This is a genomic window from Spirosoma luteum DSM 19990 (genome assembly GCF_000374065.1).
GTDB classification, from domain to species: domain Bacteria; phylum Bacteroidota; class Bacteroidia; order Cytophagales; family Spirosomataceae; genus Spirosoma; species Spirosoma luteum.
The window spans coordinates 1-20,312 of record NZ_KB893253.1 but is presented as its reverse complement, the minus strand read 5'-3'; the positions used below and the strand labels follow the sequence as shown (position 1 = coordinate 20,312).

The window sequence follows — 20,312 nt, the reverse complement described above, 5'->3', positions numbered from 1 at the left end:
AACATAATCGATGTGATGTCTTTTATATGTTATTTGTATTATATATAACAAAAAGGTATTATAGCGGTTTGATGCCGTATGCATCAACCGCCCATGATTGATACCCCGGACCGCATCCCACCCGAAAATATCTACCTGGTTAACGCCGCCCGGCGCAGGCGGCTACCGTTTTATGAATCGTTGGTTCCGGCCGGATTTGCCTCTCCCGCCGAGAATTACATCCGCGAAAAGCTAAGCTTGGATGAGTTGTGCGTGGCCCATCCCGACTGTACGTACTTTGTCAAGGCAGTAGGGGAGAGCATGACCCCCGACTACATCTATCCGGGCTCAATTCTGGTCGTGGATTCAGCCATGCCGGTTCTATCAGGCAGCGTGGTGGTGGCCTGGGTCAACGGGGAGTGTTGCGTCAAGCGGTTTGTTCGCAAAGGGCACATGATCATGCTCGAATCCAGCAATGAGAACTACCCGCCGATCTACGTCCACTTGGGTAAGGATCAATTCCGTTCGTTGGGCGTGGTTCGCTACATTGTCTCTAAACCACCTAAGTATGTACGGCCTCGTTGATGGCAATAATTTTTACTGTTCAGCCCACCGCAGCTTTGACCCTACATTAGAGGGAAAACCCATTGTTGTACTCTCTAACCGGGATGGTAACATCGTGGCCAGATCCAACGAAGCGAAGGCCCTGAACATAAAAATGGGGCAACCTTTTTTTGAAACCAGGGAGCTCCGGGAGCAGCATGATATCGTCGTGTTCTCCTCTGCCTATGAGCTTTACGGGGACACGTCGGCAAGACTCATGAGCGTTTTGACCCAGTTTGCGCCTGATGTAGAGGTGTATTCGATTGATGAAGCGTTTCTATGGATTGAGGAATATATGGGCACGTACCCAACCTATCAGGACTTAGGGGCCGCTATCAGGGAGAAGGTTGACCAGTGGCTCAGGCTTCCCGTTTGCGTGGGTTTTGGACCAACCAAGACCCTGGCCAAGTTAGCCAACCGACTGGCCAAGAAAACACCGGAGCTGAACGGGGTGTGCGTACTGGATACCCCTGAAGCCATTACGGAGGCACTTTCTGAGTTTCCGGTAAAAGACCTTTGGGGTGTAGGTGGTCGCTACGCGGCCAAGCTCAAACAACACGGTATCACTACGGCGGCCCAACTTCGGCAGGTGCCCGATGACTGGATTAATGGCCTGATGACCGTGAACGGATTGCGTCTGGTGCATGAACTGCGGGGCTTTCCCTGCCACATGCTGGAGATAAACCCACCGGCCAGGAAAACGATCTGTACGGCTCCTGGCTTTGGCAAACTCATTCCGGACCTGGCCACCCTAGCCGACGCCCTGACTACCCATTTATGCCGCTGCTGTGAGAAGCTACGTAAACAAGATTCATTATGCGGAGCGATTACCGTGTTTCTACACACCGATCGATTCCGCAAAACACCCGGCAACCGTGGCGACGGACCGGGGCAACCAGCTAAGCAGTACGCGGGTAGCATCACGCTTACCTTACCTCATCCCACTAATTCAACCACGGAGCTACTTACATACGCAGAAAGTGGCCTACGAGCTATCTTTCGCTTTGGCTATAACTACCTCAAGGTGGGCATTATGCTATCGGATTTAGTGCCCGGGGATTACCGGCAAAAGGGCGTATTCGTAGAAGGACCGAATGAGAAACTAATGGCACTATCGTCTGTCGTTGACAAGGTAAACCGGCGATATGGCCAGGATAAGCTCAGGCTGGCTTCTCAGCAGTACAATCCCGATTGGCCCATGAAGCAGAAGTACCTCAGCAAGCGGTATACAACGCGCTGGGAAGATATACTGGAAGCAAAGTAGGGTTACGTCAATCAAGTCATGAATCGAGTCATTGGTCAGGGCGATCGGGTATTGGTTACCCCCATCAAAAACGGGATAGCCCGTAAAGCATACAAAGCCACTGTAATTGGGTGGATGTCATCGGGCAAACTCAAGGTTCAGCCCGATGGAAATAAAAACCAGCGCTCGAAACTGGTCAACCCCGACGATGTGAAGAAGTTGGCTGATAAGAGGGCATCATAGTCACGGACAAATCAAGGTTGGAAAGGACAGCCAGCACCCTTAATTGGAATCCATGCGAAAACCAGACAACTCCTAACGATTACCATGACACAAGAACAGATGAAGGCAGTTTGGGGCCGGAAGGTCGCCTTACAAACCGCCTTCACTGCGTTAGCCGACCTACCGAAAAATAAGCGGCCTATATCGGAATTGAAAGAAGGCATTGATGCCTGTAATACGGAACTCGTTTCCGGTACCTATAATCCACCTTTGGCAGCTGATTAAGTGAAACGTTACACATTCGCCCCTTTCATTCCAGCCTCACCGGCGATCGTCCGACTGGATAGCCCCCTATAGGAATGAATCAGGTTAACAGACGAGCATTTAGAAATAAAGTGCTAAATAAGGCCTATCCTGTTTCAGGATACACAATAAAAGGATTAAGCGGACGTTGTAGATCTGTTACGTTATTTCAGCCCCATCGGTACGACCAGTGGGGCCTTTTCGTATTCTAGGGGGTGGCCCGCATTTGTACGAAATGGTCCACCCCCTATATAGACTCTAGCTTGCACCAAATAACCTAGCCACTACTGTATAACTGAGGTGTAAAGATTGGAGAGAACTGAATCGCATGATCAAGAAGAGAAATTCCAGATGGGCGCAATTACCTATTCTTAGCGGTCGATGATTGAATTGAATTGTAGTCCCTTCTCCTTCCTGGCTCTCCACCCTTAGACTTCCTGAGCTCCCCTGGTAATATGTCGTAACTCAATGACAAACCCAAGCCGGTGCATTCACCGGTGGGTTTGGTCGTGAAAAAGGGCTGGAAGCTTTTCTCCAGAATAGAAGCTTAAATACCGGAGCCATAGTCGATGACCCGAATTCCGGTATACCCGTTGCGTTGCTTAGTACTGACCGTGATGGTAGGCTGGTAAGTGCTCCATCCTGTAATACGACGGCTGGTAATTTGATAACCTATTCCAGGGAAAATCTAAATTTTGTTGGAATGGGTTTTTCACCCGGCTGCATCATCCATTGCCAGGCGATCGGATCGTTTTCGTTGAGTTTAGTGATATCGACGACCAGAAACCGATACGTCTTTTCATCAATGGCTTCTACTTCAATCGTTCGGGCCTCCCCAATATACAGGACCGGCATATCCGCCCGAATCGGAATGGGCGCATCGGTGGTCACGATGATTTCGATGGCCTGGTCATAGTTAGCCAGCGATGAGGTAAAGTACTTTAGCTTGGGAGCCGAATAGTTGATTCGTTTTGCTTTTACACTTAGGATATTGGGTAGCCGATAATTCGGCACGGAATCCTGAATGGCGATATTGTCCTGATTGCTGTCGAGCATGGTTTTGTTCGTTTATCGTTCATTTAACTAGCTGAATATCGTCAAAAGCCAGAGCGGGTTGTCGCGAAGGGCGATTACACTTAATGACCAGGGCCACTACGTCGGTTTCTTTAAAGCGACGGCTGGCTGCTTTAAAGCAACTTACGGGAAATCGCAGCGTTTTCAACATTGTTTTTTTGACGCTGGGGCGGTCGTAAGGCCGGGGCAGCCCCCCTACGCCATCGCTGTCAATAAAAACCGTAACACCCGACGCATCTTTAAGGCCAAGTTGAAATCCCGTAGGTCCTCCCGTCAGAGCGCCGTTGGTATTCACTTCAGCAGCGCGCAACCAGATTTCTTTCCCTTTCAGGTTGAGGGTTTCCTTAAAAGTTAAGGTGAATGTGCCATTTGTATTCTGGTCATTCAGCACCATCCCTTCCGAATTGCCGTAAAAGGTAGGATTGAAAACACCCGACGTTACCTGTCTGAACGAGTATTCATTGGCGCCTAAACTAACGGCTGCATTGGGGCCGCCCATCGAGTTGGTACCAATGCCATTTCCATCCTCAAAATTGTCGATCGGTGGCATCTTGGCTTTTTCAAATGACAAATGCACCCGGTCCGTAAGGGCTCCGCTGGGCAAGGCATACCCGGCTAAAAACTGCGTTGTAGCATGACCTTTTAACGTATTCCGGAACAGGGCACAGCCGTAAACTGACAAAATTCGCTCATGCTGGTAGCGACTCACGATGACCCCCATCGGCTGGCCGTCATTAGAGAGCCACTGACGGTTGAATAAATTATGACTTGTGTTATGCACATAGAGCTGCGATTTATAACCGGAAGGGCGCGCCTGGTCATAAAACCGAGCGCCTTCGTTACCCGTTACGTCGCCATCTCCTGCCGGAAGCACCGTCATAAACTCATACTTCTTGGGCACCGTTGTTGTCCCGTTGATCCACCACCGGAAGTCGGTTGGGGCCAGGGCCAGTACTGATTTCAAGGTGACACCGGCCAACGGAATGACCTCTGGAACCATAACGACGGCATCTCCTCCGCGTGAATGACCCATTAAGCCTGTTTTCTTAAAATCAATTTTATTTTCAAAAACCGAACCGGAAGAAGCATCCAAGGATTGAAAATACGCAATATTGTCAATAATCAAGTCTGCCCGATCCTCGATATTACTCACCCCCCCCGAATACCCATTAAACTCATTGCAATCAATCGAAACGACAATGAACCCCATGCGGGCTAAGTCTTTTTGAAAATAATCATAGCCCAGATAGCTCGGATCAGCCGGATTATGATTGCCGTGCGCTATAAAAATGATGGGCACGCGTCCCAAAGCGGCAACTCGCTTGTTGAATTTGGCCTGGTCGCCATCCGTTTCGGCCGGATAAAAGACTATCCCTTTTCGACGGCCATCGCTATACGTCCTAGAGCCCACCGGAAATAAATTGAGGTAAGACGGATCGAAAGACAGCGGTGGGGCAACACATCTTACCTGAACGATTGTTAAAAGCTGGCTGCGGCACGTACCCACGATCTGTTCGACCAACACGGTGTTGCCAAAGGCAACGGCCTGTGTCAGTGGAATAATTGAGCCGCTGCTTTCCCCTACTTTTACGTTATTGACGTAGACCTTGACTAGGGCTCCCACTACGTAGTTTGTCAATCGGATAAACGTATCCCCAATCTGAGCAGGAGCCACATCGGGTGGTGGAAGCGCACTACAGGGATTTACCGTGCCTTGACCCGTGGACGAGGGCTGATCGGCACATAGCGACTGCGTAGCCTTAAGGGAGGCACCAGCCCCCAGGGGCGTACCCAAATTCCAGTACAGGCTCCCTCCCCAGCACCCCGACGTTCCCTGGCTGAGCCCATCAATTTCCAGTTTTACCCGAGCCCCGTTCGCAACGTTATTGATGCGGAGTTGCGTAGCTCCCTGATAGGCCGGATCAAACGTGGGTGTCGGTAACGGATAGGCGGCATTCACCGTAATTTCCTCGGCAGAGAGTGGTGACTTATCAGCGCATAATTCAGCTTGTGCCACAACTTTGCGACCAAGACTGTAAGCCGGTGCTATATTGATTCCCTGCTGTTCCCTACTGCCATTGGCAGAGCCAACGGTTGAGCCATCGGCAGTAATCCAGGCGTTGCTTCCGATGAGCAGATTGCTCACACCCGTACGAATACCGCATTTATAAACCGGGGCCGGGTTGATGACCGGGCGAGGCAAACCAGCCGGAAAATCTTCCTTATGACTGCCCACCGTTACGGAATTTGACCAGCCGCTGATGGCACTGGCACTCCGTTGGCGGGCCCGGACTACCTGACCCGCAATCAAAGCACCAGGTATGGGAATAATAGCCCCATCGGGCTCTGGAAAGCCCACAGTCACCGAGACGATAACGGCGCCGTTTATCTCAACGTCGATGCCTGCCTGGGGTATGAATGACAGGACTTTTACGACGGTTGAGCAAGCATAGAGCGGAAAGCCCAGTATAGGAGGAGAAATGACCTTAGGGTCATCTTTTAGTTCTAATCCTCTTCGTTCAATCACTTCATCTTTAGTAGGCATATCAGTATAGGTTTAGTTTCTGGTAGAGATGAGCTTGCTGAGCGCCTGTGTTTCAGGCAAGCAGATAAATGCGCTATGTCGATTAATGAGTTTACCGACGGATAATAACACCTAATTGTTAGTCGTCAGAACGTGATTTATCAGAAACAACCCGTTAAAAAAAGCTACATTCAGACTTGGCGCCAGCTTTGGAGTTTAGGGTCCGAAACCGCATAAAACAGCCGGTAGAGGTCTCCGGGAATAAGCTCATGCGAAGCCAGGTATAGGAAGGTGGACAGTTAGAGCCCAGTATTGATCTGTTTATTCATGGTTCAAAAAGCAGCCTGAAGGAAAAAGTGCCTTAATCCTGAATGGCAATGAAACGGCCACCGCTGTAAACATATCTGATGAAGCAATACATATTTACTCACCACTGATGAATTGATCACCAAAGAGGTAAATCTCAATGGTTCAGAACTGGAAATGGCAATAAATGACACTCTACCGGTTATTCGTTGTAAAAAAGGGGAAAGTTGAATTACCAGCCCACAGCATCCTGTTTCTTGACTTTAATAAATGAGGGGTGGGCATAAATAGGAAGGCATATCTGACCAACTCCCCTATCAACAAGACCAACCAGCTCCTGAAAAGCTGCGACCGTCCGCGGCGCGGTTTGATGCCGCTAATGATTTTCTGACGATCTGTGATCGCCTGTCAACCGGTTATGACAGCGGCTACTATTGGGAAGATGTACAACGAGCATTACGTATTGCTGCAGGCTTAGAGAAATGGCCAGACTAATTTGTTCCCTAAATTACTTCCCTGCCACTTGCCCAACAGGTAACCAAAACAAATTATTTAGGTATTTTTATCATAATCCTGAAGACTGCTTTACACATTTTCTAAACGACCGTTTGTAAGGGGTTACTAATTCACTACCCTATTAGTTGAGTTCGTCTCAAGTAGGAGCCTTTTCTGAGAATAAGTGCCACTTAAGTACAAACTATGAATCTTACCAGGTGTGCCCGCGCCGGGCCGGAATATTTCAGTGTCCTTAACAGCGGTTCCCCGCGTCGCACCGGCGGCTAGTGGCCGGGACGCGGTCAATTTGCTACGAAATCGGCCGCTTCGTCGGGCCACTGGTCAAGCGTACTGAAATTGCCAGTTAACGATCAAACTGAGCCACTACACAGACGAGTATGTATAAATAAAGTGCTAAATAAGCTCTCTCCTGTTTCGAGGTACACAATAAAGGGTTAATAGGGGCGTTTTATATCTGTTAGTTTAGCCCCATTGGTACGACCCGTGGGGCTTTTTTGTATTAGTTACAATGTATTATCTCTGGCTTAGAAGGCGTGTCTGATCAACTCCTGGCTCAACCCGACCAGCCTACTCCTCAGAAACGGCGACAGGCTGCGGCTGCCGTTTGATGACGCCGAAGCATCGGCCCGTGACTTCCTGACGATCTGTGTCTGGTGCGCCAGCCCGGCGCTTGTCAACCGCTGCTGAGGACCGTCCTGAATGGGTTAGCTACCGCTTCGTCGTGACCATTCCCTTACTAAGAGCCCTATAAACAAGACAAGGTGCTCCAGGATAGCAACCGAATTGGTTGACTGGTTAATCAACCCAACTTGAATGCAAACTGATTCTACAGCGACTCGTGATATCATCGTCATTGGTGCCTCAGCCGGTGGCGTGTATGCCCTTAAAAATTTAGTTGCTGCCTTACCCCCTGATCTGCCAGCATCCATCTTTGTGGCCTTGCATGTTAGTGCCAATGAACCTTCTTATTTGCCCGACATTCTTAGCCATGCTGGTAAGTTGCCTGCTTCACATCCGGTTGATGGGGAACGAATCCAACAAAGCCATATTTACATCGCTCCACCCGATCATCATTTACTGGTCGAACAGGATCGAATACTGGTTAAGAAAGGGCCAAAAGAAAACCGATTCAGACCCTCGATTGATGCCTTATTCCGTTCAGCAGCGTATACATTCGGCCCCCGAGTCATCGGTGTGGTATTAACGGGTATGCTCGACGATGGCACCTCCGGGATGTGGTCTATCAAACGATTGGGGGGCATTTGTGTGACTCAAGACCCACTGGAAGCGCCTTATCCCAGCATGCCCCAAAGTGTCGCTCAACACGTAGCGGTTGACTACACTGTTTCCATTACCCAATTAGCTGACTTGTTAGGCGAACTAGTTCAGCAGAAAGTCCGGGACAGGCCCTCTCTTTCTAATCAGGAAGAGACCCGTATGGAAAAGGAAGTAAAAGTAACCCGGGAAGACCAGGCCTTAGAAAGCGATGTCTTCTCGATGGGCGAGGTATCGACCTTGACCTGTCCGGAATGCCACGGTGTGCTGGTCAGCATCCAGGAAGGCACATTGACCCGTTACCGGTGTCATACGGGTCATGGGTTTACGGCCAAATCATTACTGAGTGGCGTCACCCAGACGGTCGAAGATTCGGTGTGGAATGCCATTCGTGCCCTGGAAGAAGTGGTGATGTTGCTTCAGCAAGCCGCTAAAGGGCTGGAGTCCGCCAGCCCTTTAGCGCCGACCTATCAAAGCCAGATCAAGCAAGCCCAGGAGCAATTAGCCTTACTGCGCTCGGTAGTGATGGGCTGATAGTGCCAAAAGTGGACTTCTAACACTTAACAATATACTAGAGATTTTTCTCAGGCAGCCAGCGCAGTCGAACGTAGCCGAACCAAATCTTATGGCCATATTTGCCAGAGTGAGATGGTCCTATAAATCCGGACACGAAACTTATTTTAACTTCGTGTCAAATGGTAAAAAAAGCAACTTCAAACCGAAAGTACACCCCTGAGTTCAAAGCTGACGTACTCCGTCTAGTTTCCAACGGGGAGTCTATTCTCGCTGTAGCTAAAAAAATGGGCATCAGTGCTAGCATTATCCATGCCTGGCGGGCTGCTGAAAAAAAGACGAAGGGGGTGAAAAATCAACATTCACTTTGGAAGAAGAAGTCGAATCGCTCCGTCGGCAACTTCGCCAAACGGAGTTAGAACGCGATATTTTAAAAAAAGCTGTCGCCATTTTCAGCCGCATGACCTGAGACTAATTTACCAGTTTATCAAACAGGAAGAGTCCCATTTCGCGGTTAGATTACTTTGTAATACACTGAAAGTCAGCACAAGTAGCTACTACGAATATCGAGCAGGAATAACGTTTCAATTATCTATAACCGAGCAGGAAATGACCAATAGTGTTCAGGATGTCTTCTGGGGAAACCGCCGACGTTATGCTAGTCGACGTGTACAAAAGGCTCTTCAGGAGCAAGGCATTGAAGTAGGTCGACACCAGATTAGACGATTAATGAAGCGGCAAAACTGGCAGGCCATCCAGCCGCGCAGTTTTGTTCCTCGTACCACTGATTCAAGGCATGGATTGCAGGCCTGTCCTAACCTATTGCTTGAACTGGGCCAACCAGTCCGGCCCGACCAGGCTTGGGTAAGCGACATCACTTACCTGCCATTGTCAGGAGGAGGCTGGCTCTACTTAGCCAGTTGGCTTGATTTGTTCTCGCGTCGGGTCGTCGGCTGGTGTGTCGATGTAACCATGGAAGAAAGCTTGATTATCAGGGCTTTCGACCAAGCGGCTAGCTTGCGTCGTCCACAGTCCGGCTTGATTGCCCACTCAGACTAGGGCGGTCAGTATTTTGGCAAAACGTTTCGAGCGCGTCTGAATAAATGGCAGTGTCAACAGAGTATGGCGGAGAAAGAAAATCCCTACCAAAATGCTCATGCAGAGTCTTTATGGAGTCGGCTCAAAGCAGAACTGTTAGAAGACAGCTGCTTTGAAAGCTTACAAGACGCTCATGATGAGCTGTTTAACTACATCGAGGGGTATTATAACATTCGGCGCCTACACTCTGCATTGGGGTATCTGTCACCGATCAACTTTGAAAAACAGTATTACCAAGCTAATTTCACTCATAACTCTCAATCACAAGTGTCCGGCTAAACCGACCCACCTCAGCTGAACTATTTAGAGATCATAAGAGCAAAAATTAGTCAAAACCATATCAAAAGGCAAGTCAATCAACTTATTGATACGTTAGAGCCTATACGTGAACTAGTTTTTTTAATTTTCCTGTGCGAGCAGCAAAGAGATCGAATAGGCTCGTTTTTACCGATATGGAAAGTAGATACTAAACGTAGCCCCTTGACCCAGTTGACTACTGGCCCCGATAGCACCACCATGGTTAGCAACCACTTTTTCGCAAATCGCTAACCCTATTCCCGTGCCCGCGTACGCGGTTTTGCTATGCAACCGCTGAAAGACCTGAAAAATGCGGTTGGTGTACTTATCATCGAAACCAATGCCGTTATCCGCCACCTCAATCAGATAGTACGCTGTAGCTTGGCGGGTTGGTTGAATCGTTGCGGGTAGGCTACTAGACGATATGAGCTGACATCGAACCTGGATATGAGGAGTCGTATTCGTTTGCCGAAATTTCAACGCATTGCTGAGCAAATTTTGAAACAGTTGGCCTAGTTGGACGGGATCGCCAGAGATAATGGGTAGCTCATCAATCAATACGGTGGCCCCGGTCTCGGTAATCAACAAATCCAGATCGTCTACTGCTGTTCTTATTACCGTAGTCAGGGATACCGGTACGGTGGAATCGGGGTGAGTGGATATGCGGGAATAAGCGAGCAGATCACGAATCAGAGTAGACATGCGGCTGGCAGCTAGCTGCATTCGTTGAAGGTGCTCGACCCCATCACCTAATTGCGATTCATATTGACTTCTTAGTATATCGCTGAACGATTGAATCTTACGCAGGGGCTCCTGCAAGTCATGAGAGGCCACGTATGCAAACTGTTGAAGATTTTCGTTGGAGCGGTTCAAGAGCTGGTTAGCTTCTTTCAGTTCTTCATTGAGAGCCGCAAACTCCTCGTTATTTGTCTCCAACTCGTCAATGGTAGCGGCTAACGCTTCATTGGTAGCGGCTAGTTCCTCGGTACGTTGCTGCACTTGCTGCTCCAAGGTTAGCTGCAACGAGCGATGCAGGGTGATATCCTGAGCCGTGCCATTGAGCCGAACCGCCTGACCTTGGGCATCAAAGACGGTTTTACCCCGTGCATGCAAGACGCGCTTCTGAGCCGTCCCGGGATGAATGACCGTATAGATTTCGTTGTAAACGCCATCGGATTGGGGGTTCAGGGCCCAGGCCACCGCCTGGTTGACCCGCACCTGATCGGCCGCATCCAGCATGGGGATCACCTGCTGGTAGTCCTGCTCGTCGGGATCATAGCCAAACCACTCAATCAGCCGATCCGAAAAGTTAAGTTTGTTGGTGGCGACATCAATGCTCCAAATGCCTAATTGAGCCAGTTCCATGGCCTCCTGTAAGTGGACCTGTAGCTCTTCAAGCTCTTGGCGAGCCATCACCTGCTGGGTTACCTCGATCGCCATGTGCAGGATGCCATACACGTCACCTTTCTGGTTGCAAAGCGGTTTGTAGTTGAAGTTGTACCAGCCCCGTTGCAGCCGACCGTCGATCATAATGTCGGCCGCCTGACCTCTGGCAACGTATTCAACACCAGATTGGTAAACGTTTTTCAACAAGGCCGTAAAGGGCTGGCTTTCCAGTTCGGGCAAGGCCTCGTCAAAGGTTTTACCCACGATTGACGCTGACTTGTCCCATAGCTGAAGCATGGCCATGTTAACGGTGTCAATGGTGAGTTCGGGCCCGGTGTAAAGAGCCGTGGCAAAGGGGGCTTCTTCAATCAGCAACCGGAACTTGGCCTCACTTTCCTCCAGTTTCCGGCGGGCCGCCACTTGTTGAGTGACTTCCTGGTGCTGAGCTTCCATTTGCCGGGTTACTTCCTGGGCGACGCCCGCAAACCGAACTGGCTGACCAGCCGGGTCAAAGTAACTCCGGCCCGTTGACTGAATCCATCGGGTGCGCCCATCCTGACCGATGCTGCGGTAGGTTGCCTGATAGTGGCCATCCGATAGCGGGTTCATGGCCCACTGTACGGCCTGATTGATCCGCTCAACATCCTCGGAATGGATGTATTGCCAGGTGTCGGAAAAGGAAATCTGGTTTTGGTCAATGCCAAAGAGTTGTCGGCATCGATCATCCCACAGTACCTGGTTGGTGATCAGATTCACTTCCCAGACGCCGAGTCCAGCGGCCAGGAGTGCCAGGTCAATATCCAGTCGCTGATTGAGGGTACTTGTTGAATCAAAGGGCCGTTGATCGCCGCTCATAGGTAGTCACAGAGAATGAAAGGCAAGTTAACCAAAACTTGTAAGCTGGTTTATTTCAGCTACCAAATTTCCCTGAAGACCTCTTATTTGTATGGCGTATTTCGAACTATGGACTCAATCAACTAACCACGAAACGAGTGGCTTGTCCATCTCGTTTAATGCCCGAATTATAAACACTCTATCGTCTCAGTTGGGAGGGATTACTGAGAAGCTTGAATCAATTGTCTGCTCCTTTTTTGGCCGCTATGATTTGGGCCATAAACGCCGGAAGGCTCGTGTAATCAATCGGCTTCAACAAGTGTCCATCAAAGCCCGCGGCCCGGCTACGCTGCTTATCGGCTTCCTGACCGTAGCCGGTCAAGGCAATAATGGGTAAGGAATGGCCCCAGGATTGCTGGCGAATATGCCGACAGACGGCGTACCCATCCAGATATGGTAGCCCGATATCCAACAACAGCACATCCGGTTGCCAGGTCTCAGCCGCCGCAATCCCTTCCTGACCGCTATAACAACTATGCACCTGGTAGCCTAGCATCTGCATGATTTTAGCCGTTAGCTCCACCAGTTCTTGGTTGTCGTCCACTAACAGCACCCGCATTGCCTCGTTTGCGGTCTTGGTTTGGTTCGTCTCCGGCTGGGGTAAAACAGACTTTTCCGTTAGCAAGGGAAGCGCAACGACAAACTGACTACCCTGCTCCAGCCCGGCGCTGTGCACCTCAATGCGGCCCTCATGTGCCTCGACAAGCTGTTTAACCACCGCTAAGCCCAGACCCAACCCCCCTTGCGGACGATCCAGCGACGTATTACCCTGCACGAAGGGCTCAAAGATAGCCCTTAACTCATCCGTTGGAATACCCATCCCATCATCCTCTACCCGCAGAATCACCTGGTTGCCCGCCGGTTTAAGACTCACCCACACGTGGCCGCCTTCATGGGTATATTTAACCCCATTGGTCAGCAGATTCATCACCACTTGAGCCAGGCGGGTGGCGTCTCCGCTAACAAACACGGGTTCTAAAGGAAGTGATTCCTCAAGCGAGCGATTGTGCTCCTTAAACAGGGGCCGGGCCGCTTCGAGGGTTTGCGCCACGAGTTGAGCCAGATCGATCCGCTGGCGTTGCAGCTTAATTTTGCCTTGCCGAATCCGGCTCACGTCCAGCAAATCATCGACCATGCGGCCTAAATGCTGAACTTGTCGGGTCATGCGGCTGATGCCTATGGGGTAGGACAGGCTCTGATCCTTTCCTTTGGTCATCTCCAGATACATCAGCGTGTTAGTCAGCACCGCTAAGGGATTGCGTAACTCGTGGCCCAGCATAGCCATGAATTCATCCTTGCGACGGTCGGCTTGGTGCAGGGCTTGCTGGGCTTGGGCTCGTTCGACAGCCGCCCAGGTACGATCGGCGGTTTCCTGAGCCAGTTCCACCTCCAGTTCATCCCACTCACGAGGCTCGCCTTGGGACAGAAATAAAATGCCAACCGCCTGCTGGTTTTTGATGACCGGTATAGCGATGAAGGAAATCACCTGTAAAGGAATACACTGGCGGATCAATTCCTCATCGATGAGGTCTGAGTCGTGGACGTTGGCCACCACGAAGGGATGACCGACATCAACCAGGGTTTTGAAGAAGGGAAATTGGCTCAGAGGATATTCCCCGATCACCGATGGCATATCCGAGCGGGACGCATCCCGGTGGATGATGGCTTTGCCTTCTTGCACTATACTGTAGTAGCAGCGATCGGCCCCGAAAAAGGCTCGGGTGGTTTGGGTAACCGTTTGCTGAATGGCAATGGGATCAGCCAAGGCACGCAGCGCATCGCTGAGCTGGAGCAGAAACGCCAGGCGCTGTTCCGTTTTGTGAAAGGCTACCCAAACGGGGGTGAGTAGCTGGTTGGTCGCCTGATCTGGTCGCCCAGGGTTGTCGAGAGAATCCTGTATGCTGGTCATCAAAGCGCATCAATGGTGTTTTGGCGTTAACCCGGATTAAAAGAAGGTGTTCAAAAACAGTCTACTTAATAAGTAAGGGGGCTTCCAAAACGCCCGTTTTTATGCGACGTTAGTCAATCTTCTACCAGCTACGTCAATCTTAGCTCTGCATAATCTCATATTGTCATTCGCACCGGCGACCCGGTCAAGAATCAACCGCAGCCGCGGACGGTATCTCTTTTATAACAACGTGTATGAGTTTGTGAGACTATTTTCCCAAACGACCGCATCGGCAGCCCGGCGCAAGTCGAACGCGACTCCGAGACGAACGGTGAATTTTCCGCCCGGTTGCCACCGTGGCGCGGCCCGGTCCTTTTCCGCAGAACTACCCAACTCTACCAAGGTGTGAACCTACCTGCTTAGCACAATAGTAATGAGTAGGTATGAGACAGTTCCATTCTGTTCGTTTGGCAATTGTCACGGGAGGTACTTATGGTCCTGCTACATTTGACCGGATGGTCGTTGGTTCCGGGTCACTCATTAGTGAAGCGCTTCAGTCGTTCGCTGTAACGGTCCAGGATTTGGTCGGTTACCTCCCCACCGGCGTGCCGGGTGGCCCGCTCCAGATCGAGCCGCAGGTAATTGGACCGGTCAGCTCCGTCGATGATGCCCTCGAAGGTTAACTCCTGCTCTACCCAGAGCGGAGATTTATCCAGCGTCTGTGCCTGGTTCAGCACGGCCGTAAAGATCTGTTCTGTACGGTCCGGGTCCTGAGTAGCTAGTAGCAGCGCCCCGAGGGTGCGCAGGTAGTCGAGGTACAGGTAACTGATCGGCTCGGCTAACCGCTCGCCTTCCCAATACCATTCGGGGGACAGCTCAGCGCTCACCCAGCCAAGGGCCAGGTGCTCCAAGAGTACTTTATAATCCGTACCGAGCTGGTGGGGTTGGATGGTCGGGGTGTTCATGGCCCAAATCTACCTGGATTTTCTGTAATTTACATTTTATAAACGGTCGTTCGGAAAATGTAAAATAACCTTATCTTTGGCTGACTAACCCGCATTTGTGCCGTGGAACACCAACTTAGTTACAAACAGTACGTCGCCTACTTTCGCGTGTCGACCCAGCGCCAGGGTGCCAGTGGCCTCGGGCTCTCCGCGCAACGCACCAGTGTCAACTCCTATATCTATAATAGGGGAGAAATCGTCGCCGAATTCACTGACATTGAGTCGGGCAAGAAAAACAACCGGCCCGAGCTGCTCAAAGCTATTGCGCTTTGCAAAGACAAAGGAGCCGTACTGCTGATTGCCAAGCTTGACCGGTTGACACGTAACGTGGCGTTTATTTTCACCTTGCGGGATTCGGGGGCCGAGTTTGTCTGTGCCGATATGCCCGAGGCCAATACCCTTACCATCGGGGTGATGGCCACCATGGCCCAGCACGAACGGGAAGTCATCGGGGATCGTACCCGTAAAGCACTGGCCGAAAAGAAACGGGCAGGTTACGTATTGGGTAAACCAGAAAATCTCACGGTCCAGGCGGTGCAGAAGGGACTGGCCGTTCGGCAGCAAAATGCCCGCGAGCATGAAAACAATCGCCGGGCGGCTGCGTTTGCCCGGTCGCTGCGCGGGGCGGGAGCGAGCTGGAGTGGTATCGCGGCTACGTTAAATGAGCATGGTTTTCGTACCCGTAGAGGGAAACAATTTCAGGCCGTACAGGTACAGCGTATTATGGCACTTTTCAACTAATAGAGAAAACTTACCGAACGAAACTATAAACTTGTATAATTGTATTTAACCAAGATACGTTGGAAAGGTTATTGGGTTTTCACCACGAATAATTGAATACGTTTGTTGTGATTTTTCCAAGGTAGGTGCCCCGGCTAAAGGTGGCCTTCTACCGCCAATCAGCCAGGTCATTACTTGATCTAAAGAGGGCAGGGAAAAGGTTGGTACTAGAGCACGGAAATATTCGTAGATTGACCCTGCCGGTTAGGAGTAAAGGACCGCTAGAAACGGCTCAAAGCTTATCATAACACTTGATTATACAACAAAATGGAAGAGGTGTAAAAGTCTGTCACTTACGGATTTTGCTTCTGGCAACAGAAGGTGAATGCAACAGCGCGCTCGGCAGATTTCTCGATTACGCGCCGGGTGTCCGATTCAACGCTTCGAACCGACCAAGGTATAGGAACAACACTTTGGCGGGCCAGTCGGCCTATTTTAACAGGCTTTTCGGTAGGTATAGTACTTAAAGTACTTTCTGTCATACCGTTCTGATTTCCCATATGCTTCTATTGTATGCAATGTATGACACATAAGGATGGATAAATCAGGCTCCTAGTGCAGTGTAGCGCAAAAACTAGTTTTTGCGCTACACTGCACTAGACTATTTAACTAATTAATAATCAACAATTTAATAATTAACAGTTGATATTGCCATAACCTATTTACAAAGTACGATACAACGTATCTTGAAAAGATTTTTAACAAAACCGCATGAAACCACACATCAAAGAAAAGTTGCAAAGTTTGAGCTCAAACACTCCTAACATACAGCTAATTAACGGCAGATTAAAAGAATTCCCTGTCGAACTTAGAAAGTGTGAAAAAATGCGAACGCTCGATTTATTCGGAAACTCAATTCAAAAAATTCCTGATTGGCTTTACAGCCTCAAAAGCTTAGAGCACTTGAGCTTGAGAAATAATTCTATCAAAGAATTTCCAAAAATCGTATTTACGCTTGAAAATATTAAGTATTTGAATTTGGCGGATAATCAGATTCATGAGATGAATAGTAGCAATTTCATTAATCTAATGAATATTGAAAAAGTAGATATTGGTTATAATGATATAAAATCAATTCCGTTTGGACGGATAGACTACCCAAAATGCAAGGTTCTAACTATTCAAGGTAATAAATTAGAGAAATTTCCGAATATGATTAGTCAAATTAAAACTCTCGAAAGACTGATTATATCAGAAAATGAAATTAATTCTATTGAAGACGATGCATTTGTTGGACTTGAAAATTTAGAAGAGCTTGATTTGAGCTTCAATCAACTTACATACTTACCATCAAGCCTTGGTAAATTAACTAAACTTAAAAAGTTGAATTTAAGCGGAAATAGTATTCGTTTATTGCCTAAAGAACTTGAAAATCTTGTTTCACTTGAATCGCTCGGTTTAGATGGTAATCCACTTGAAAGAGTACCTTTGGAAATTTCGGCTCAGGGAGTTTCAGGAATTATAAACTATCATCTGTCGTTAGGTGATAATGTTCAGCTGTTCGAAGCGAAGCTTTTAATTGTTGGTCAAGGTAATGTTGGCAAAACATTCTTAATGAATCGTTTAATACATGATTCTATACCAGAGACCCAAACAACTGAAGGAATTGATATAAAGACATGGAAAATTCAGACGAATTCATCACCTGAGTTCAGGGTCAATATTTGGGACTTTGGTGGTCAAGAAATATATCACTCAACTCATCAATTTTTTCTCACTAAACGCTCTCTTTACTTATTGGTCTGGGAGGCGAGGACAGACCAGCATCTCATCAGCTTTGATTATTGGCTAAATGTAATTCGTCTTTTAAGCAATAATTCACCTATAATAATTGCTTTAAATAAGATTGATGAGAGAATTGCTAACATCGACGAAAAATCGCTAAAATCTAAATTTAAAAATATCGTTGGATTTTACCAAGTTAGCGCAAAAAATGGTCAAAATATAGCACAACTAATATTAAAAATAGCAACTGAAATCAATGTACTACCTTTAATTGGTGATAAGCTTCCAAAAGTATGGCTAGAGATAAGAACAGAATTAGAATCCCTAGAATCAAATTATATTTCAACTGAAAAATACCTGGCCATTTGTAACCAAAACGGCCTATCCAATAAAAAGGCTCTTTTTCTAAGCCAATACTTTCATGATTTAGGCGTTTTCCTTCATTTTCAAGACGATATCCTGCTAAGAAACTTAGTGTTTTTAAAGCCAGAATGGGCTACAAATGCTGTTTACAGAATTCTTGATTCGAAGGATGTTATTACTCGAGAAGGTGAGTTTGACTCTGATATGCTAGACATCATTCTCCACGAATTTGAACGTGATAAACGTCCTTACATAGTTAGCTTGATGAAAAAATTTGAATTGTGTTTTGAAGTATCAAGAGACACATATCTTATTCCTGAGTTACTATCCCCCGAAACGCTTGAATTTGACTGGAATTATACTAATAACTTACGTTTTGAATACCACTATGATTTTATGCCAGCAGGTATTATGGCTCGTTTTATAGTGAGAACAAGGAATTTAGTTCATGATAGAACATTCTGGAAGAATGGAGTTATTATCCAGAGGGAAAACACCAGAGCATTAGTAACTACCGATCAGTACTCTAGAAAGCTTCATATATGGATTCATGGGGCTAATTCATCCTTTTTGCTTGAAATTATCAGAAAAGAGTTAGATGAAATCCATGTGTCCTTGAATTACCCCGATGTCCCAGAGAAAATTCCATGTATTTGCCCAGAATGTGCTGATTCAAGAAATCCACACTTATTTAATTACTTGTTTGTTAAAAGAGTAGGTCAAGATAATACATTCAGAACTATCCCTTGCGAAGTAAGTGCTACGGGAGTTACAGTTCATAAACTTCTTGGATTATACAGAATAGAAAATTCTGAGCCTGATAATAATCCAATATATTCTCTTGACAAAATATTGGAAGATCTTATCGAGATAAGTTCAAGAGTTCTTGAACGGAAGTTTCAAAAGAAAATCGAAGATTTAGTTAATGATGACATCGTTGATTTGCTAAGAACTAAAGGGCATAATATTGCAGATCAAACGAGATCTGGAGCTTCGGGAAGCGGAATGGGTGCTGGCGAAATAGACATTATGATTAGGAGAAATAACGGAATCCCAGTCACAATTATAGAATGTTTCAGACTCGAAAGTTGTGGCGCAAAAAATTTGGTAGTAGCAGAGCACTTAAAAAAACTACTAACAAGATACGATACTCATGAGCTTAAGCGCAAATTCGTCATTGTATTTGGGGAAGCAGAAAGGTTTGATAATTTATGGACTAACTATTCTGAATACATCAGGGGTATAAATTCGAATGATACTTATGGCGATAAGTATCCTCTTTCTGGGTTTAGCGTTAGAGAAGATCTAAACAGTTTTTCGAATATGAAGGTTGGCATCTCCAGACATGAGAATAATGGAGAGATCGTAGAAGTCGTTCATCTTGTCTTGAATATGAAATAAAGTATGTCAGTTGTGACCTTGCTTAAAAATTGCTAGTTTCTCTATAGTCGTGGACAAATTTTTCATGCAGATGGTCAGAAGAAAATTGATGGATTAACCTTTAGATACTTCCTTAACATATTAATTACTTTTTCTTTCCCTTTCCTACCTATAATTTGACTTGTTTTCAGGACTCGTATAGGGCGTCTGGTTTTAGTTTTGTCCCTTAACATAATAATCATTTATATCATTTGACATAGAATAATGCAACTTATTTTATGCCAGAAAAAGGAGCGTTTTCGTGACCGATTTCCGGCTGACCCGTCCTGATTTGTGTTGACCGTTTATTGGTTATCCATCTTTTTGTTGACCACTAATTTATACCCTATTTTCGCCACCTGCCACATCCCTCACCTGCCTTTTGGGATGATAATTCTTCCACCTTCGCTTCAGCTTTACTTCCCCTTTGTGGGCTTGGTCCGGAACAAGCATATCACAGCTTAGGTGGGGTCGTTTATAATTATAAACAAAGACGGCTTGCTCCAAAACCAACTCGGCTTGGGCTAATGAGTACACCGCTCGATGGGCCAGGTACTCATTCTTTAAAATGCCGCACGGATTTCTATGGTTTATGCAAGTGATGAGACATACTTTTTGTCATATTTTTTGCCCCGCTTAACAACGGCATAGATGCGGTGAATAAGTTTATTGCGAACCGCGTTTAGCACTAGCATTTTATTTTTGCCTTCGCCCACCTTTCGCTGATAGTAGTCTTGAAGTTCTCCTTTCATGCGGATGACCGACATGGCTCCCAAGTGAAACAGGGATTTCAACCGTTTACGAGCCTGATGGCTCACCTGGGTTTTACCACGCACACTGGTTCCTGAACGGTGTTCAAAGGGGGCAACGCCTGCATGACAGGCCATCTTCTTAGGGTCA

General features: G+C 47.6%; 16 protein-coding genes and 1 pseudogene. 10 read left to right on the top strand and 7 right to left on the bottom strand.

Annotation, left to right across the window (positions count from 1 at the left end):
- Positions 1–93: 93 nt before the first annotated feature.
- The 4 genes from B156_RS0110940 (at position 94) to B156_RS0110925 (ending at position 2,332) form a co-directional block, all read left to right on the top strand.
- Positions 94–564 carry a LexA family protein gene (locus tag B156_RS0110940; RefSeq protein ID WP_018619743.1) on the top strand — a complete coding sequence of 157 codons (471 nt, stop codon included), beginning with the start codon at positions 94–96 and terminating at the stop codon, positions 562–564.
- A complete protein-coding gene (locus B156_RS0110935; protein ID WP_018619742.1) occupies positions 548–1,846 on the top strand; it encodes a Y-family DNA polymerase in 1,299 nt (432 codons plus the stop codon). Before B156_RS0110940 ends, B156_RS0110935 begins: the two co-directional genes overlap by 17 nt.
- 18 nt (positions 1,847–1,864) lie before the next feature.
- Positions 1,865–2,068 carry a hypothetical protein gene (locus B156_RS0110930; RefSeq protein WP_018619741.1) on the top strand — a complete coding sequence of 68 codons (204 nt, stop codon included), beginning with the start codon at positions 1,865–1,867 and terminating at the stop codon, positions 2,066–2,068.
- Between the two features lie 84 nt (positions 2,069–2,152).
- Positions 2,153–2,332 (top strand): hypothetical protein, encoded by a 180-nt coding sequence (locus B156_RS0110925; RefSeq protein WP_018619740.1) that lies wholly within the window; start codon positions 2,153–2,155, stop codon positions 2,330–2,332.
- 690 nt (positions 2,333–3,022) lie between these two features.
- Here B156_RS0110925 and B156_RS0110920 read toward each other — a convergent pair.
- On the bottom strand, positions 3,023–3,406 hold the full coding sequence (locus tag B156_RS0110920; protein ID WP_018619739.1) for a hypothetical protein: 384 nt from the start codon (positions 3,404–3,406) through the stop codon (positions 3,023–3,025).
- 19 nt (positions 3,407–3,425) lie between these two features.
- Entirely contained in the window at positions 3,426–5,969 is a 2,544-nt protein-coding gene (locus tag B156_RS0110915) for an alpha/beta hydrolase family protein (protein ID WP_018619738.1), read from the bottom strand.
- Between the two features lie 1,614 nt (positions 5,970–7,583).
- Between B156_RS0110915 and B156_RS0110910 the strand changes: the two genes are divergently transcribed.
- From B156_RS0110910 to B156_RS32590, 4 genes and pseudogenes are all read left to right on the top strand, one after another.
- On the top strand, positions 7,584–8,579 hold the full coding sequence (locus tag B156_RS0110910; protein WP_018619737.1) for a chemotaxis protein CheB: 996 nt from the start codon (positions 7,584–7,586) through the stop codon (positions 8,577–8,579).
- A gap of 161 nt (positions 8,580–8,740) precedes the next feature.
- A pseudogene (locus tag B156_RS32595) lies at positions 8,741–8,896 on the top strand (transposase); the annotation flags it as partial.
- 127 nt (positions 8,897–9,023) lie between these two features.
- The gene (locus B156_RS31340) at positions 9,024–9,617 is read left to right on the top strand and encodes an IS3 family transposase (protein ID WP_342664419.1); all 594 of its coding nucleotides are present in this window, start codon (positions 9,024–9,026) and stop codon (positions 9,615–9,617) included.
- Positions 9,618–9,680: 63 nt separating this feature from the next.
- Positions 9,681–9,935 carry an integrase core domain-containing protein gene (locus tag B156_RS32590; protein WP_018619734.1) on the top strand — a complete coding sequence of 85 codons (255 nt, stop codon included), beginning with the start codon at positions 9,681–9,683 and terminating at the stop codon, positions 9,933–9,935.
- 165 nt (positions 9,936–10,100) lie between these two features.
- Here the strand turns inward: B156_RS32590 and B156_RS0110890 are convergent, their stop codons facing one another.
- From B156_RS0110890 to B156_RS0110880, 3 genes are all read right to left on the bottom strand, one after another.
- The gene (locus B156_RS0110890) at positions 10,101–12,194 is read right to left on the bottom strand and encodes a PAS domain-containing sensor histidine kinase (protein WP_018619733.1); all 2,094 of its coding nucleotides are present in this window, start codon (positions 12,192–12,194) and stop codon (positions 10,101–10,103) included.
- A gap of 217 nt (positions 12,195–12,411) precedes the next feature.
- Complete coding sequence (locus B156_RS29055; protein WP_018619732.1) at positions 12,412–14,142, bottom strand: ATP-binding protein; 1,731 nt, start codon at positions 14,140–14,142, stop codon at positions 12,412–12,414.
- A gap of 512 nt (positions 14,143–14,654) precedes the next feature.
- Positions 14,655–15,086 carry a hypothetical protein gene (locus B156_RS0110880; protein WP_018619731.1) on the bottom strand — a complete coding sequence of 144 codons (432 nt, stop codon included), beginning with the start codon at positions 15,084–15,086 and terminating at the stop codon, positions 14,655–14,657.
- A gap of 102 nt (positions 15,087–15,188) precedes the next feature.
- On the opposite strand from B156_RS0110880, the gene B156_RS0110875 reads away from it, so the two are divergent.
- On the top strand, positions 15,189–15,866 hold the full coding sequence (locus tag B156_RS0110875; protein ID WP_018619730.1) for a recombinase family protein: 678 nt from the start codon (positions 15,189–15,191) through the stop codon (positions 15,864–15,866).
- A 750-nt stretch (positions 15,867–16,616) separates the two neighbouring features.
- Positions 16,617–19,394, top strand: coding sequence for a COR domain-containing protein (locus B156_RS0110870; RefSeq protein ID WP_018619729.1), 2,778 nt, complete (start codon positions 16,617–16,619; stop codon positions 19,392–19,394).
- Between the two features lie 357 nt (positions 19,395–19,751).
- Here B156_RS0110870 and B156_RS32585 read toward each other — a convergent pair whose 3' ends face one another.
- Both B156_RS32585 and B156_RS0110865 read right to left on the bottom strand, forming a co-directional pair.
- Positions 19,752–19,982 carry an integrase core domain-containing protein gene (locus tag B156_RS32585; RefSeq protein ID WP_425423306.1) on the bottom strand — a complete coding sequence of 77 codons (231 nt, stop codon included), beginning with the start codon at positions 19,980–19,982 and terminating at the stop codon, positions 19,752–19,754.
- 20 nt (positions 19,983–20,002) lie between these two features.
- Positions 20,003–20,312: transposase (locus B156_RS0110865; RefSeq protein ID WP_026260756.1), on the bottom strand; the 310-nt coding region annotated here is incomplete at its 5' end.

Bases quoted from the DNA above. Each gene is read 5' to 3' on its own strand.
- B156_RS0110890 (WP_018619733.1), bottom strand. From the start codon at position 12,194: ATGAGCGGCGATCAACGGCCCTTTGATTCAACAAGTACCCTCAATCAG.
- B156_RS0110920 (WP_018619739.1), bottom strand. From the start codon at position 3,406: ATGCTCGACAGCAATCAGGACAATATCGCCATTCAGGATTCCGTGCCG.
- B156_RS0110915 (WP_018619738.1), bottom strand. From the start codon at position 5,969: ATGCCTACTAAAGATGAAGTGATTGAACGAAGAGGATTAGAACTAAAA.
- B156_RS0110935 (WP_018619742.1), top strand. From the start codon at position 548: ATGTACGGCCTCGTTGATGGCAATAATTTTTACTGTTCAGCCCACCGC.
- B156_RS0110930 (WP_018619741.1), top strand. From the start codon at position 1,865: ATGAATCGAGTCATTGGTCAGGGCGATCGGGTATTGGTTACCCCCATC.
- B156_RS0110940 (WP_018619743.1), top strand. From the start codon at position 94: ATGATTGATACCCCGGACCGCATCCCACCCGAAAATATCTACCTGGTT.
- B156_RS29055 (WP_018619732.1), bottom strand. From the start codon at position 14,142: ATGACCAGCATACAGGATTCTCTCGACAACCCTGGGCGACCAGATCAG.
- B156_RS32590 (WP_018619734.1), top strand. From the start codon at position 9,681: ATGGCGGAGAAAGAAAATCCCTACCAAAATGCTCATGCAGAGTCTTTA.
- B156_RS0110925 (WP_018619740.1), top strand. From the start codon at position 2,153: ATGACACAAGAACAGATGAAGGCAGTTTGGGGCCGGAAGGTCGCCTTA.
- B156_RS0110870 (WP_018619729.1), top strand. From the start codon at position 16,617: ATGAAACCACACATCAAAGAAAAGTTGCAAAGTTTGAGCTCAAACACT.
- B156_RS0110880 (WP_018619731.1), bottom strand. From the start codon at position 15,086: ATGAACACCCCGACCATCCAACCCCACCAGCTCGGTACGGATTATAAA.
- B156_RS0110910 (WP_018619737.1), top strand. From the start codon at position 7,584: ATGCAAACTGATTCTACAGCGACTCGTGATATCATCGTCATTGGTGCC.